Annotated in this window: 10 protein-coding genes; 4 read left to right on the plus strand and 6 right to left on the minus strand. The window is 67.8% G+C overall.

What is annotated here, in order from left to right:
* Positions 1-8: 8 nt before the first annotated feature.
* From AC1DW3_RS09515 to AC1DW3_RS09540, 6 genes are all read right to left on the minus strand, one after another.
* A complete protein-coding gene (locus AC1DW3_RS09515; protein ID WP_477930804.1) occupies positions 9-6053 on the minus strand; it encodes a hybrid sensor histidine kinase/response regulator in 6045 nt (2014 codons plus the stop codon).
* 50 nt (positions 6054-6103) lie between these two features.
* Complete coding sequence (locus AC1DW3_RS09520; RefSeq protein ID WP_477930806.1) at positions 6104-8476, minus strand: methyl-accepting chemotaxis protein; 2373 nt, start codon at positions 8474-8476, stop codon at positions 6104-6106.
* Between the two features lie 75 nt (positions 8477-8551).
* Complete coding sequence (locus AC1DW3_RS09525) at positions 8552-9082, minus strand: chemotaxis protein CheW (RefSeq protein WP_477930808.1); 531 nt, start codon at positions 9080-9082, stop codon at positions 8552-8554.
* Between the two features lie 12 nt (positions 9083-9094).
* The gene (locus AC1DW3_RS09530) at positions 9095-9460 is read right to left on the minus strand and encodes a response regulator (RefSeq protein ID WP_477930811.1); all 366 of its coding nucleotides are present in this window, start codon (positions 9458-9460) and stop codon (positions 9095-9097) included.
* Between the two features lie 26 nt (positions 9461-9486).
* Positions 9487-9876 carry a response regulator gene (locus AC1DW3_RS09535; RefSeq protein ID WP_477930813.1) on the minus strand — a complete coding sequence of 130 codons (390 nt, stop codon included), beginning with the start codon at positions 9874-9876 and terminating at the stop codon, positions 9487-9489.
* Positions 9877-9946: 70 nt separating this feature from the next.
* Positions 9947-10099 (minus strand): rubredoxin, encoded by a 153-nt coding sequence (locus AC1DW3_RS09540; RefSeq protein ID WP_477930828.1) that lies wholly within the window; start codon positions 10097-10099, stop codon positions 9947-9949.
* Between the two features lie 181 nt (positions 10100-10280).
* Between AC1DW3_RS09540 and thiD the strand changes: the two genes are divergently transcribed.
* From thiD to AC1DW3_RS09560, 4 genes are read left to right on the plus strand one after another with little or no spacing between them, the layout of a single operon-like run.
* Positions 10281-11228 (plus strand): bifunctional hydroxymethylpyrimidine kinase/phosphomethylpyrimidine kinase, encoded by a 948-nt coding sequence (thiD, locus tag AC1DW3_RS09545; RefSeq protein ID WP_477930815.1) that lies wholly within the window; start codon positions 10281-10283, stop codon positions 11226-11228.
* 18 nt (positions 11229-11246) lie between these two features.
* Positions 11247-12533, plus strand: coding sequence for a glutamate-1-semialdehyde 2,1-aminomutase (gene hemL / locus AC1DW3_RS09550; protein WP_477930817.1), 1287 nt, complete (start codon positions 11247-11249; stop codon positions 12531-12533).
* Between the two features lie 29 nt (positions 12534-12562).
* Positions 12563-13924, plus strand: coding sequence for a UDP-N-acetylmuramate:L-alanyl-gamma-D-glutamyl-meso-diaminopimelate ligase (gene mpl / locus AC1DW3_RS09555; RefSeq protein WP_477930819.1), 1362 nt, complete (start codon positions 12563-12565; stop codon positions 13922-13924).
* Positions 13925-13950: 26 nt separating this feature from the next.
* Positions 13951-14979: a DUF4424 family protein gene (locus AC1DW3_RS09560; protein WP_477930821.1), complete on the plus strand. Its 1029-nt coding sequence runs from the start codon at positions 13951-13953 to the stop codon at positions 14977-14979.
* Positions 14980-15322: the final 343 nt, after the last annotated feature.

Genomic DNA, 15322 nt, shown 5'->3' on the forward strand with positions numbered 1-15322 from the left:
GGATGAGATCAGGCCGCGGCGGCCTGCTGGGTGAACTGCTTGATCAAGCCGAGCAGGTATTCCTCATCGTAGGGCTTGCCGAGGTAGTGGTCGACACCCAGTTGAGCCGCGTAGTCGCGGTGCTTCTGGGCGATGCGCGAGGTGATCATGATGACGGGCAGCGCCGCCAGCCGCGAATCGGCGCGCATATTGCGCACCAGGTCGAAGCCGTCCATGCGCGGCATCTCGATGTCGGACAGCACGACCGACGGCAGTTCGTCGCTCGACAGCTTCTCCATCGCATCCAGGCCGTCCTTGGCCAGCATGACGCGCAGGCCGACACGCTCCAGGAAGCGCTGGGTCACGCGGCGCACCGTCAGCGAGTCGTCGACGACGAGCACCAGCGGCGCCTGCGTGACCGTCTCGACGACGGACACGACCTGCTGCGTTGGCACCTGGCCCTGCGCGATGGCATGGGCCGCTGCCAGGCGGGCCTGGGCATCCAGGCCATACCAGTCGGCGAGTGCGACGACGTTGTAGATCAGCGCGACCTCGCCCGAGGCCAGCAGGCTGATGCCCGCCAGGCCCGGCACGCGGTTGAGCTGGGCGCCCAGGTTCTTGACGACGACTTCCTGGTTGCCGATGACTTCGTCGACGTGCAGGGCCAGGGCCGATTGCGCCGTCTTCACCAGCACGACGTGGGTGAAGCGACCATGGACATGGCCGCGGCCGGCGTGGCCGAGCAGGCCGCCCAGCCAGTAGAAGGGCAGCTCGGCGCCGCCATGCTGCAGCTTGCCGGTGGCGTAGGCCGCCTCGACCGCATCGACCGGCACGCGCTGCACGGACGCCATCAGCGCCGCGGGGACGGCGATGACCTGATCGGCGCTCCTCAGCAGCACGACCTGGGTCAGTGCCGTCGTCAGCGGCAGGCGCAGCAGGAAGCTGGTGCCCTGGCCGGCGGTGGACGTGGTCTCGATGGTGCCGCCGAGCGTGCCGACCTCGGCGCGCACGACGTCCATGCCGATGCCACGACCGCTGAGCTCGGTGATCTGGCTGGCCGTCGAGAAGCCCGGGGCGAAGATCAGGCGCTTGAGCTGGGCATCATCGGGCTCGGCATCGGCCGAGATGAGGCCGAGTTGCAGGCCGCGCTCGCGGATGCGGGCCAGGTTGAGGCCAGCACCGTTGTCGGAGAAGTTCAGCAGCACTTCGTTGCCATGCTGGCCGACCTCGATGCGCAGCGTGCCGCTGGCGTCCTTGCCGGCTGCCGTGCGCGCCTCGGGCATTTCGATGCCGTGGGCGACGCTGTTGCGCAGCAGATGCTCGAAGGCGCCTGCCGTGCGCTCCAGCACCGAGCGGTCCAGTTCGGTCTGGCCGCCGCTGATCTCGAGCTTGACCTGCTTGCCGCTGTCACGCGCGGCCTGGCGGACGACGCGGTGCATGCGCTCGCCGATGGAGTCGAACTCCACGAGGCGGGTGCGCAGCAGGTCATCCTGCAGCTCGCGCGTCAGCCGCGACTGGGCGGCCAGCTCATCTTCACCGGTCTGGACGTTGCGGCCCAGCGTGCGCTGCAGCGTGGCCACGTCGCCGACCGACTCGGTCAGCATGCGGGTCAGTTCCTGGAAGCGGGTGTAGCGGTCGAACTCCAGCGGGTCGAACTCGCGGCCGCCCTGCTGCGCCGCCTCTTGCTGGGCGTGCATCTGGGCCTCGGCCTGCAGATCCAGCTCGCGCAGCTGGGTGCGCAGGCGCTCCAGGTTGTCGTCCAGGTCGAGCAGGGCGCCCTTCATCTGGACCAGCTCGGACTCCATCCGCGCACGGCGGATGCTGACCTCGCCGGCCTGGGTGGCCATGCGCTCCAGCAGGCTGCCGCGCACGCGCACCAGGGCCTGGCCGATGGCGAGGTTGTCGCTGCCGGCGGCGATCTCGGCGGTGTCGGTGAAGCGGCTCCAGTCGATTTCGCGCGCCGGTTCGGCAGGCTTCTCGACGAAGGTCGACGCCACCGGGCGCACCGGGGTTTCGGCCAGCTCGACCACCGGGCGTTCGGCTTCGGGCGCCTGGGCAACGGGCAGCGGCTTGGCGGCGGGTGCAGGCGGCGGTGCGACGACGGCCGGCGCGGCCGGCATGGCAGCGGCGGACGCCAGGCGGCGACCCAATTCCTCGAAAGCGTGCTCGAGGGCGTCGCCCTCGTGCTGCAGGGCCTGCACCTGGCCATGGTCGGCAGTGCCGGCCCGCAGCAGGTCTTCGATGGCGGATTCGAGGTGGTGGGCCTGTTCGCCCAGGCGCATGGCGCCGGCCAGGCGGGCGCCACCCTTGAAGGTGTGCAGGGCCCGCATGCAGGCGTCGGAGCGGCCCAGCTCGCCCGGATGGGCCAGCCAGTCGCGCAGCGCGCCATGCAGTTCTTCCAGCAGCTCGCGGCCTTCTTCTTCGAAGATGGGGTAGAGGTCGGCCTCGATGTGGTCGGGCAGACCCGGCTCGGGCTCGTCCTCGGCCGCCAGCAGCGGGGCCGGCTGGGGTTCGGGTTCGGGTTCCGGTTCGGGCTGAACCTCGGCTACCGGCTCGATGACCGGCTCGACAACGGGTTCCGCAACCGGCTCGGCAACGGCCTCGACGACCGGTTCGGCCACGTCGGCCAGATCGACGACGGATTCCGGCAGGTCGGCAGCGATGGTGACCGCCGAGTCCAGATCGCCTGCGAATGTGTCGTGCAGGGCCGGCACGGGCAGCGCATCCAGGGCCGCGGCCGCCGTGTAGACCTCTTCCTGCGGCTCGTAGGCATGCAGTTGAGAGAGGACCTCGGGGTCGTTGGGCTTCAGGAAACCGGCAGCGAACTGGTGCAGCAGGCGACGGATGTCGTCGGCGGCGCGCACGAAGAGCTCGGCGTCGGCCGTCTCGTAGCCCACGGCGCGCTGGGCGCGGCTGAGGGTGTGCTCGAGTTCGCGGGCCAGGGCGGAGAGATCCTCATAGCCCACGGTGGCGGCATTGCCGGCCAGCGCGTGAGCCTGCACTTCGCAGCTCTGCGGCACGGGCTCGTTGAGCTCCAAGGCCCATTCGGCCAGGCCGACGGACAGCTTGCGCGACAGCTCGTCGGCCTCGTTCAGGAAGATGTTGAACAGCGCGATGCTGATGCGCAGCGGGCCGATGACCTTGAAGCCTTCGTCGGGGTCGACAGGCTCCGGCTCGGGTTCCGGCTCGGCGGCCGTGACCAGGCTGAGCGCCGGCGCGGCCGGCTCCTCGTCCTCGTCGAGCAGCTGGTGCATCGCCAGCGTGGATTCCTCCGGGCGGACCGGCGGCTCGCCAACAGGCTCGGCGACGACGATCTCGGCCTCGTCCAGATCCAGCACCACGCCGAAGTTGGCCAGCGTCGGCTCTTCGTCGGGCATGGCCGGCAGCGGCAGGGGTTCGGTCGGCGCGTGATCGGCATCGACCGCGCCGGCCAGYTCGGCAGGCAGTTCGGTCGGGTCCAGGTCCAGCGTGACCTCGGGCAAGGCGAGCAGGCCCTCGGCCTCGACCTGGGCCTCGTCGGCCGGCGCATCGAGTTCGAGAACGAAATCGGGCTCCAGCGCCGGCGTCTGCTCCATCTCGGCCGGCAGCGCGGCGACGATGGGTTCGGCTGCCGGTTCGGCCAAGGCCTCGGGGCCGCGCTCGTCGACACCTTGGGCCTCGACGGTCTCTGCGGTCAGCGGCAGGTACTGGCCGTGCAGGCGCAGGGAATCGGCGCTGAGGCGCACCGGGTCGGGCAGGCTGTGGCCTGGCTCCGTGCCGGCGATCTGGTTGCGCCAGTGGGCGAAATAGTCCAGCGCCTCGGCGGTGAAGCCCAGCAGGGCGGCGTCGGCCTGGGGATTGGCTTCGGCAAGGCGGGCGTTGTAGAGCTGCTCGCAGGCCCAGGCACCCTCACCGAAGGGGTCCAGCCCGACCATGCGGGCGCTGCCCTTGAGCGTGTGGAAGGCGCGGCGCACGACGGTCAGCTGGCCGTGGTCGGCCGGCGCCTCGCGCAGTTCGTCCAGCGCGGCTCGGGCATTGCCGATGACCTCGTCGGCTTCCTCGAGGAAGATCTCGCGCATCTCGGGGTCGTCGGCGACGCTGGGCGCGGGTGCAGGCGCGGGCGGCGGCGGAGCGACAACGGGGGCGGGAGCGGGAACGGCAGCCGGCTGCGACAGGTCGACATCCGGCAGGCTGAGGTCGGGCAGGTCCAGGCTGCCGAAGTCGACGCGCAGTGGCTGGGTGGCCTCGTAGGACGGCGGCGCGATCTCGGGCGATTCGTCGCCCAGATCGACGTGGAAGCCGCTGGCCTCGAAGCTGGGCAGCTCGACAGCGCCTTCGCGGCGGCCCATGACGGCGTCCAGGCGGCCGCTGGCATCGTCGAACTGGAACATGCGCTTGGCCAGGGCCGGCTGCACGCTCAGCATGTCGATCAGGAAGCCGAGGGCGCCGAGGTTGTTGGCCAGGCGTTCGAAGACGTCGCGCGCGCCGGGGCGGTTGAAGTCGATCTCGGTGTTGGCGAGGCCGTCGACCTCGTCACGCATGCGGACCGTGGCCTGGGCGGCCTGGTCCAGGCCCAGCACGCTGAGCACGCCGCGCATGGCCTGCAACTGGCCGGGCACGGGGATCAGCAGCGCACGCTGAGTCGGGTCGCGGAAGTATTCGTCGCACTGCTTCTCGACTTCCGAGAGGCTGGCGCGCAATTCGTGGACGACGCTGCCCAGGGTCTGGCGGTCGGAGACGCGGCGATACAGCTCCTCCATCCAGTCTTCGAGGGGCTCGGCCGGCTGGCCATGGGCCACGGCCTCGACGCGGCGCGCCAGGCGGCGCACGCGGTCGGCCTGCTCGGGCTGGTCGAAGGCGGCGTCTTCCAGCGCGGCTTCAACGTAGAGCAGGCTGGTGGCGATTTCCATCGCCAGTGCGGGCGGCGGTGTGCTGCGCGAGCGCAGCGTCGCGACGACGGCGCGCTGCAGCGTCTGGGCCAGCACTTCACCGCTGGGGAAGAGGCGGGTCAGCGAATCGGCCAGACCGGCGAACTGCTCATCCAGGCCGGCCAGGCGATGCTGGTCGCCCTCGGCGGCACTGGACCAGCTCTCCTTGGCCGACATGACGCGGCGCTTGGCCTGCACGACCCAGGCCGGGTCGATGCGACCGAGGCTGGCGTCCTCGTAATCGCCGCCATGCTCGTCGGTGAGGCGATAGGCCTCGTGCACGGCGGTCAGGCGCGGGCCCGCACCCCTGGCGACGCGGCACTGGGCGCAGAAGAACAGCAGGTCCTGGGCGAGGCGGTCGCGCGCCGGATCCATCTGGTCGCCGTGGCCGACGAGACGCAGCTCATGCAGCAGCTTGGAGCCCAGGCGCTTGGCATAGGCGTCGCTCGGGATCAGCTTGAGGGCCTGGCCTTCGAAGACGGCGGCGGCGAGCTGCCACAGCGTGCGCGTCGTGCCGGCCGGCAATGCAGCGGCCAGGCCGGCGCACAAGCCGGACAGATTGGCGGCATGCGCCGAACTGGGCTCGCGCATATGGCGCAGCAGCGCGGCCTCGAAGGGCGCACGCACGGCCTCGGGCGAACGCGGCAACACGCCGGCCTCGGGCGCGATGCTGCGCCAGGACCAGTCGTACTGCCAGAGATCGGCCGGATGGATGCGTTCGGCGCCGTTGAGTTGCTGCAGCGCGCGATAGCCCGGATAAAGGGCCAGCGACGAGGTCTTGTTGCCAGCCAGCAGGCGGGCGACATAGGCCAGCAGCGCGAAGTCGGCGCGCTCGATGGTGTCGACCGTGGTGGCCTCGACCTCGAGCGGGCGCTCGGCCAGGCGCGCGACGGCCGCTTCGGCGGCACGCAGCACGCTGGCGCCGGCCGGCAGGCCGACCAGCGACAGCACGCCGCTGACCTGGTGCAGCTGGGACGCGGCCTGCTGCAGCGGTGCGCTCGGCTGGGCGTCGCCGCCAAAGGCCGAGAGGCGGTTGTCGCCGCCGTCGCGCACATGGCGACGCAGGGTCTTGTGCACCGTCTCCAGGGAGCGGCGCAATTCCTCCTGCACCCAGGCCAGGGGGCTGAGGTCGGCCGGGAGTTCGGAGTCTCGCAGGGAGCTGTCCATGCGTTGAGGCTTTCTCGCTCGGTGCGGTGTGCTGTGGGGTCAGGGGCCGGTCAGGCGACCTTGAATCGGGACACGGAAGTGCGCAGCGCTTCGGCAGAGCGGGACAGCTCATGCACCATCTGGGCGGTAGAGCGCGTGCCCTCCGACGTCTGCTCGGTCACCGCGAAGATGTGCTGGATGTTGGAGGCCACCTCGTTGGCGTGCTCCGCTTCCGCTTGAGCCTGCGTCGAAATCTGTCCGATCAGATCGTCCAGCTGACGCGACACGCTGTCGATGTCTTCCAGCGCCTTGCCGGCCGCGTCGGACAGTTGCGTACCTTCCACCACACCGCGCGTCGAGCGCTCCATGGCGGCCACCGCGTCGTGGGTGTCGGTCTGAATGGTCTTGACCAGGGCCGCGATTCGCCGCGTCGCGTCGCCGGAGCGTTCGGCCAGTCGCTGCACTTCTTCCGCAACCACCGAGAAGCCGCGACCGGCTTCACCGGCGGACGCCGCCTGAATGGCCGCGTTCAGCGCCAGCACGTTGGTCTGTTCCGTAATGTCCGAGATCAGCTCCGTGATCTCGCCGATTTCCTGAGACGACTCGCCCAGCCGCTTGATGCGCTTGGAGGTCTCCTGGATGGAGTCACGGATGGTGTTCATACCGGCGATGTTGTTCTGCATCGCGGAGAGACCCTGCTCGGCAGCCTGCCGGCTCTGGCGCGCCACGCCGGCCGTCGTCTGCGCCTGCGCGGACACGTCGGTGATTCGACCCGCCATGCCGAGCACGGCCTCGCCGGTGGCGCGAATCTCGTGCAGCTGTTCCTTGGAGGCCGCCAGCAGGTCGGTGGACGTCTGGTCCACCGCGCCGGTCGTGTCAGTCACGCGGGCTGCCGTGGCCTGCACCTGGCCGACCAGGTTGCGCAGCTCTTCCACGGTGTAGTTCACCGAGTCGGCAATCGCGCCCGTGATGTCTTCCGTCACCGTCGCCTGTTGCGTCAAATCGCCTTCAGCGACGCTGGCCAGTTCGTTCATCAATCGCAGAATGGCGGCCTGGTTGGCGTCATTGACGCGCTTGGCTTCCTGCTCCTGGGCTTCGGCATCGCGGCGCGAGGCTTCAGCAAGCGCGGCGCGCTCGGACTGGTCGGCCACGAAGAGGCGCAGGAAACCGAAGGCACCAGCCACCAGGGCAATCAGCGACAGCACCATGAAGCTGATCAGGCCCCAGCCCGCGCCGCCCGACTTTTCCAGTTCGCCGGCGGCCTGTTCCAGGCCTTTGCGCAGCGGTTCGGAGTCGTTCAGGATGGCCGTCTGGGCTTCACGAGCCGACACCAGGCCCTGCAGGTTGCCCAGAATGGCGGAGGCTTGCGTGCGGGTCTGCTCGTACTGCTTGAGCAGGGTCTGCAGGCGTTCCTTCAGCTGCGGGTCACGCGCGGCGTTCAGGCGCAGCTCGGGGCTGCCGCTGATCAGCGCTTCGGTGATGAGCTTGAAGGAATTCAAGTCCTTGCCCAGCAGGAACACGGCTTCGGGGCTGACGCCTTCCTGGGTCAGGAATTCGTTGGCGCTCTTGCCGATACGCTGGGTCAACATGACAAGCTGACCGACCGCAGAAACTTCACCGGCGGAGGAGCCGATCTGCAGGGCTTGAGACGACACCGCTTCGGCGCTTTCCAGCAGGTCGCTGGACTGGCGGTTGATGGCGCGCAGGGCCTGGCCGACCTGGGTCAGGATCTTTTCCTGGGCCTGCACGACCTTGCCGTTCTTCTCGGCGCGCTCGACCAGGGGCTTGAGGGAATCCAGCGTCGGCTGCACGGCGGCCGGCGCGATCGCCAGATCACCCTCGCCGGTGCGCAGGTTGTTGACGACGCCGCTCAGGGTGCTGACCGACTCGCGCAGTTCCGCGAAGGCGGCCGGGTTGCCGACCAGGGCCGCGGACACGGACTTGGCCATACGCTGCGAATGCATCAGCGCCTGACCGGAGGCACGCACCTGGGCCGCGCTGCGGTTGGAGCTCGCCAGCACCAGGCTGACGGAGGCCGCCGTACCGACGAGGCCGAGAACCACGAGGCCGGTCAGCACGCGCTGACGGTGGCGGCCGAAGAGGTCGGTCAGTTTTTCGGCACCGGTGGCGGCCGCGGGCGGCAGCATGGTGGGATCGGCGGCTTGCGTCGTCGGCGCGAAGCTCATCGTGCTGCTGGGCGGGAACTCGCTGTTCGGGCCCGGCTCCGTCGGCACGGCCGGCGAAATGATGGATGGTGCCTCGGTGCGAGGGTAGATCTCGGTGCGGGCGGGGATCTCCACGCCGGCAAGCGTCGAGTCGGCATTGCGGGTGGCGTCGAAGCCGGCGCTACTGCGCGAATCGATGGTCGTGTCGACACCTTCCGGCGGCGGCAGCGTCAGATCATCGGCTTCGGACTTTCCCCTGATTTTGTCCAGCAGGCTCATCTCACCCTCGTCCTTCAGTGTTTGTGATTCCGCGTTCACACGACGCGGCTTGAAGCTTGGAAACAGATGCGCGCATCACGCGACGATATGCAGGAAATTCTCCTGCCGCGACAACGCTTCGAGATTGATTTCCTGCCAGTTGCGGCCGGCCTCGTCGCGGCGCAGCGCGCCAGCGAATCGAGGCAGCGGCCCGGCGGGCTGTTGCGGCGCCAGCGGCAGTTGTTCGTCGCTGCGCAGGCCGGCCAGGCGGTCCACCAGCAGCGCGCAGTTCAAATTCAGGTCGCTGCCCAGCGACACCAGGCGGCTTTGCGCCGCCGCGGCGCGGCCGGGCGCGGGGTCGCGCAGGCCCAGGTAGACGGCCAGGTCGACGACGGTGAACAGGCCGCCGCGCAGATTGGCCACGCCAGCCAGCCAGGGCTTGGCATAGGGCACGGGCTTGATTGGCACGGGCGCGAAGATTTCGCTGGCCTGCTTCAGCGAGAACAGCAGGCCGGCGCCGGCGCATTCGACAGCCAGCCAGTTCGCGATGAGCGTCTGCTCACGCGCCGCCGCCATGCGCTCGGCCAGGCGCTGCTGGAGCTCGCGGAGTGCCGTTTTGTTTGCCATGCCCTTGTCGCCTCAGCCGAGGGCCTTGATCTTGGCCAGCAGTTCTTCGGCCTTGACGGGTTTGACGACATAGTCGCTGGCGCCCTGGCGCATGCCCCAGACCTTGTCGGTTTCCTGGTTCTTGCTCGTGCACATGATGACCGGCACGCCGGCATAGCGCTCGTCACGCGTGATGGCACGGGTCAGCTGGAAACCGTTCTGGCCGGGCATGACGACGTCCATCAGGATCAGGTCGGGCTTGGCCTCGGCCAGGCGCTTCATGGCTTCTTCGGCGTTCTCGGCCGTGCGCACATTGAAGCCGCGCTTGACCAGCATTTCCGACAGAGCGTGCAGCTCGGTCTTGGAGTCATCAACCAGCAGGATGTTTTGAATGCTCATGGCAGTTCTCTCTCAAAAGGTGCTTCTTACGGCCGGTGCTGAATCACCGCCTGGAGCAGCTGGTCCTTGGTGAAGGGCTTGGTCAGATAGTCCTGCGAGCCCACCATGCGCCCGCGGGCCTTGYCGAAAAGGCCGTCTTTCGACGACAGCATGATCACCGGCACTCCCGAGAACTGCGGGTTGCGCTTGATGATGGCGCAGGTCTGATAACCGTCAAGGCGCGGCATCAGGATGTCGCAGAACACGAGATCGGGATGGAAGTCGCCCAATTTGGCCAGCGCGTCGAAGCCGTCCTCAGCCAGGGCCACCTCATGGCCGCCCTGTTTCAGGAAGATCTCCGCGCTGCGGCGAATGGTGTTGCTGTCGTCGATGACCAGGATGCGGGTCGGCCCCGCACCGGAAACTTGCTCGTTCAAACGTCGTCTCCTCGGAACTTCAGCTCGGGACCTGGCCCTTCCGGCCCCCTGTGAGGCTTTTGAGGCCGAGTCAGATGCGCACCATCTCGAAATCCTCTTTGCGCGCACCGCAGTCGGGGCAGGTCCAGTTCATGTCCACATCGGCCCAGGCGGTACCGGCGGCGATCCCATGCTCAGGATCACCCGTTGCTTCGTCATAGATCCATCCACAGATCAGGCACATCCAGGTACTGGGTTCGCTCACGGTGCTTAGAGTTTGCTCACTACAATCGAATCATTCTAGCCAGGGCCCGAGAGCGCAATGCTGAGGGCAAACGCCTGTGCCCAGGGCCTCGGAAGCGGCCTTTTAGCGGCAGACTCCACGCTTTGCGGCACCATTTGACCGCATTCGGCATGACCTTCCCATGAGCCCAACACCCCTCCCCGCCGACCCCGAGGTCGATGAAACCCAAGACGAACAGGAAAGCCCGCCGCCGGCTTGCGTGCTGAGCTTCAATGCCAGCGACGCTTCCGGCGCAGGCGGCCTGGCCGGCGACGTGGCCACGATCGCGGCCATGGGTGCGCACTGCCTGCCCGTCGTCACCGCCATCGTGCTGCGCGACACGGCCGAGATCTTCGAGCACGAGAACCTCGACGCCGACACCGTTGCCGAGCAGGCCCGCCACATCCTCGAGGACGTGCCCATCACCGCCTGGAAGGTCGGTTTCCTCGGCAACGCCGAGGCCGTGGCCGCCGTCGCCGAGGTGCTGAGCGACTACCCGGACGTGCCGCTGGTCACCTATCTGCCCTCGGTCGCCTGGATCGACGAGGACGACCAGCAGCAATACCTGGACGCGCTGCGCGAGCTGGTGCTGCCGCAGACGGCCGTGCTGGTGGGCAACCACAAGACGATGACCGACTTCCTGTTGCCCGACTGGGACAACGAGCGCGCGCCGTCGGCCCGCGAGCTGGCCGTGGCCGCGGCCCAGGCCGGTGCCCAGCATGTGCTGGTGACGGGCATCCAGTTGCCCAACCAGTATGTAGACAACGTGCTGGCGAACGCCCAGGGCCCCATCACCGGCGAGAAGTTCGAGCGCTTCGAGACGGCCTTCGTCGGCTCCGGTGACACGCTGGCCGCCGCCCTGGCCGCCCTGCTGTCGGTGGGCGCCGAACTGCACTCGGCCGTCAGCGAGGCCCTGTCCTTCCTGGACCAGTCCCTGGACGCGGGCTTTCGACCCGGCATGGGCAATGTCATCCCCGACCGCTTCTTCTGGGCCCTGCCCGCCGCGGACGAGGAAGGTGGCGAGCCGCCCGACTTCGAGCCCGAACCCGAACCCGAGCAGCCGCCCAAGACGCCGCGGCGCATGCATTGATTTCCTGATTTCCCTGTCATGGCCAGCAATTCAGAGCTCTTCGAGCGCGCCGCGCGCGTCATTCCCGGCGGCGTGAACTCGCCCGTGCGCGCCTTCCGCGCCGTCGGCGGCACGCCGCGCTTCATCGCCCGCGGCGATGGYGCCTATATCCATGACGCCGAAGGCCGGCGCTATGTCGACTACATCGGCTCCTGGGGCCCGATGATCCTCGGCCACGGCCACCCGGCCGTGCTGGAGGCCGTCACGAAGGCCGCCGCCGAGGGCTTCTCCTTCGGCGCGCCGACCGAGCGCGAGATCGAGCTGGCCGAGGAGATCCTCAAGCTCGTGCCCAGCATGGACCAGGTGCGCCTGGTCAGCTCGGGCACCGAGGCGACCATGAGCGCCATCCGCCTGGCTCGCGGCGCCACCGGCCGCGCCAAGTTCATCAAGTTCGAGGGCTGCTATCACGGCCACACCGACGCCCTGCTCGTGAAGGCCGGTTCAGGCCTGGCCACCTTCGGCCACCCGACCAGCGCCGGCGTCACGCCCGGTGCCGCGGCGGACACCGTGGTGCTGGAATACAACAACATCGAGCAGCTCGAGGCTGCCTTCGCCCAGTACGGCAGCGAGCTGGCCTGCGTCATCGTCGAGCCCATCGCCGGCAATATGAACTTCGTGCGCTCGTCGCTGGACTTCATGAGCGCGATGCGCCGCTTGTGCAGCCAGCATGGCGCGCTGCTGGTGCTGGACGAGGTGATGACGGGCTTCCGTGTCGGCCTGGGTTCCGCACAGGCCCATTACGCCAAGCTCATCCCTGGCTTCGCACCCGACATCTCGGTCTTCGGCAAGGTCATCGGCGGCGGCATGCCGCTGGCGGCCTTTGGTGCCAGGCGCGAGGTCATGCAACACCTGGCACCGCTGGGCGGCGTCTACCAGGCCGGCACGCTGTCGGGCAACCCGGTGGCCACGGCCTGCGGGCTGGCCACGCTGCGCGAGATCCAGAAACCCGGCTTCTTCGAATCGCTGTCGGCCAAGACCCGCCAACTCGTGGATGGTTTGAAGGCAGTGGCCAAGGAGAACGGCGTGCCCTTCAGCGCCGATTGCGAAGGCGGCATGTTCGGCTTCTTCCTGATGCCGGAACTGCCGCAGAACTACACCACCGTCATGACGACGGACAAGGAGCGCTTCAACCGCTTCTTCCACGCGATGCTGGACGCCGGCATCTATCTGGCCCCGGCCCTGTACGAAGCGGGCTTCGTGTCGGCGGCCCACAGCCAGGCCGACATCGACGCCACGCTTTCGGCCGCGCGCACCGCCTTGCGCTGACTCCTTGACGCCCTGCAGGGCGCGCTGACATGCATCTCCACATCCTCGGCATCTGCGGCACCTTCATGGGCGGCCTCGCGGCCCTCGCGCGCGAAGCCGGCCACAAGGTCACCGGCTGCGACGCCAATGTCTACCCGCCGATGAGCACCCAACTCGAGGCCCTGGGCATCGAGCTGATCACGGGTTTTGGCGCCGAGCAGTTGGAGCTCAAGCCCGACGTCTTCGTCATCGGCAATGTCGTCACGCGCGGCGAGCGCTTCCCGCTGATGGAAGCCATCCTGGACGCCGGCCTGCCCTACACGTCCGGGCCGCAATGGCTTTCCGAGAACGTGCTGCAAGGCCGTCACGTGCTGGCCGTGGCAGGGACTCATGGCAAGACGTCGACGACGTCCATGCTGGCCTGGATCCTCGAGCACGCCGGCCAGAAGCCCGGCTTCTTGGTCGGCGGCGTGCCGCAGAACTTCGGCGTGTCGGCTCGCCTGGGCGAAGGCAAGCCCTTCGTCATCGAGGCCGACGAGTACGACACGGCCTTCTTCGACAAGCGCAGCAAATTCGTCCACTACCGGCCGCGCACCGCGGTGCTGAACAACCTCGAGCACGACCACGCCGACATCTTCCCGGACCTGGCCGCCATCGAGACCCAGTTCCACCACCTCGTGCGCACCGTGCCGGCCAGCGGCCGCCTCGTCGTCAACGCCCGCGAGGAAGCGCTGCAGCGCGTCATCGCACGCGGCTGCTGGAGCGAGGTGCTGCGCTTCGGCGCCAAGAAGGAAGAAGCCGGCATGCTGCGCGCGCGCGGCGAGCCGCAGGCCTTCGACGTGCTGCGCGGCAGCCTCAAGGTGGCGCGCGTCGAATGGGGCCTGATCGGCGAGCACAACCAGCTCAACGCGCTGGCGGCCATCGCCGCGGCCGAGCATGTCGGCGTGTCGCCCGAGCAGTCGGCTGCGGCCCTGGCCGAGTTTCAGAACGTCAAGCGGCGCATGGAACTGCGCGGCGAAGTGCGCGGCATCAAGGTCTACGACGATTTCGCCCATCACCCCACGGCCATCCGCACCACCGTCAACGGCCTGCGCCGCCGCATCGCGCCGCAGGAGCGCATCCTGGCCATCTTCGAGCCGCGCTCCAACACGATGAAGCTGGGCACGATGAAGGCCCAGTTGCCGTGGGCGCTGGAGGAGGCCGATCTGGCTTTCTGCAATCAGCAGGGGCTGAGCTGGGATGCGAAGGAGGCGTTGGCGCCGATGGGCGCTCAGGCCTTTGTTGGCGCTGATGTCGATGCGCTGGTGGCTGCGATCGTCAAGGCAGCCAAGCCGGGCGACCACCTGCTGTGCATGAGTAATGGTGGGTTCGGCGGCATCCACGAAAAACTGCTGGCTGCGTTGGCCAAATAGCGACTGCGGCGCCACGCACCATTGCCATGACAGGCCACGATTCAGTTCGCGCAAGTCTTACTTCCATCGTCTTCCTGACGGGCGTCGCGTTGTCGACCGCCTCCTCAGCGAACGACACGACTGCACGCGTCGGCGTCGGCGGCCTTGTCTTCACGAAGACACAAGCGGTCGCCATGGAAGTGGAGCACTTGGTCATTTCGCCAAGCCGCATCCGTGTTGCCTACATCTTTCGCAACACCACCCATCAGGATGTACGCACAGTTGTTGCGTTCCCTACGCCTGCCTATCCCGGCTGCCTTTCAGAGGCGCAGACTGAGCAAAATCAGAGGCCGGTGGAAGGCCTTGCGACGCAAGTCGATGGCAAACCCGTCACGACGACACTGGTGCGATCAGCCGTTGTCGGCAGCGTTGACGTCACTCAGAAATTGAGGGCCGCCGGACTCCCCGAGACCTGGATCTTTCCGCCGATGCGGCTGCCGTATTGCCTGAATCTTCCTGAAGAGGACGAGCTCAGTCCTGCTCAGCGCCGGCGCCTCAAGGCGGCATCGCTGCCCAAAGGCGAAATCCGAACCACTGACACCTACCACTGGACGCAAACCTTCCCTGCAGGCGGCCAAGTGAAGGTTACCCATGAATACGCGCCGTTCCCTGGTGGGATCTATGGCTTTGCAAGCCCTGGCAGCACTGACGAATTCCGTTGGGTTCCCATCTCATCACTGCAGGATGACAGAATTGATCGCGCATGCGTTGACGAGAGTGCGCGAGCGATCATCGTTGCCCGCGTCAAGAGCTTGCTGAACGCCGGCGCATCGGACGTCCAAGTCACGCTAAGGGATGTCGAGTACATCCTCGGCACAGCAAAGAATTGGAAAGGTGCCATCGGCAGCTTCGCACTGGACTTGGTGAAGGAAGATCCGGAGGAAGTGGTTTCGCTATGCTTTCCAGGCCGCGCAAAGAGGCTGGACGCCACCACCTTGCGATTCGAGCACCGCAACTTCGTCCCGCCGGATCGCATCCATGTGAATTTCTATTCCATCACCGCGTCCAAGCGGTAGGTGGCCAAGCCGGGAGACCATCTGCTGTGCATGAGCAATGGCGGGTTTGGTGGCATTCACGAGAAGCTGTTGGCTGCTCTGGCGAAGTAGGCGCCTCATCGATGCATTGCCGGGAGTCCGTCCCGGCGGCCGGGTAACTTTCTTCTGCGGGGCCAGAAGAAAGTCACCAAAAGAAGAGGCCCTGAACCGCACACCATCGCGACGCCGCCATGAGCAGCGCGCGAAAACAGCCGGCGGCATTGCGACAAGAAGCGAGCCGCTGCGCTCTCGCACACGACTTGTGACGAGCCCGATGCATCGCACCAGCGGCCCGTTCGACGCGCGGCTGCACGCCGGGCTCATC

The sequence above is a fragment of the Roseateles sp. P2_H4 genome (genome assembly GCF_056403315.1).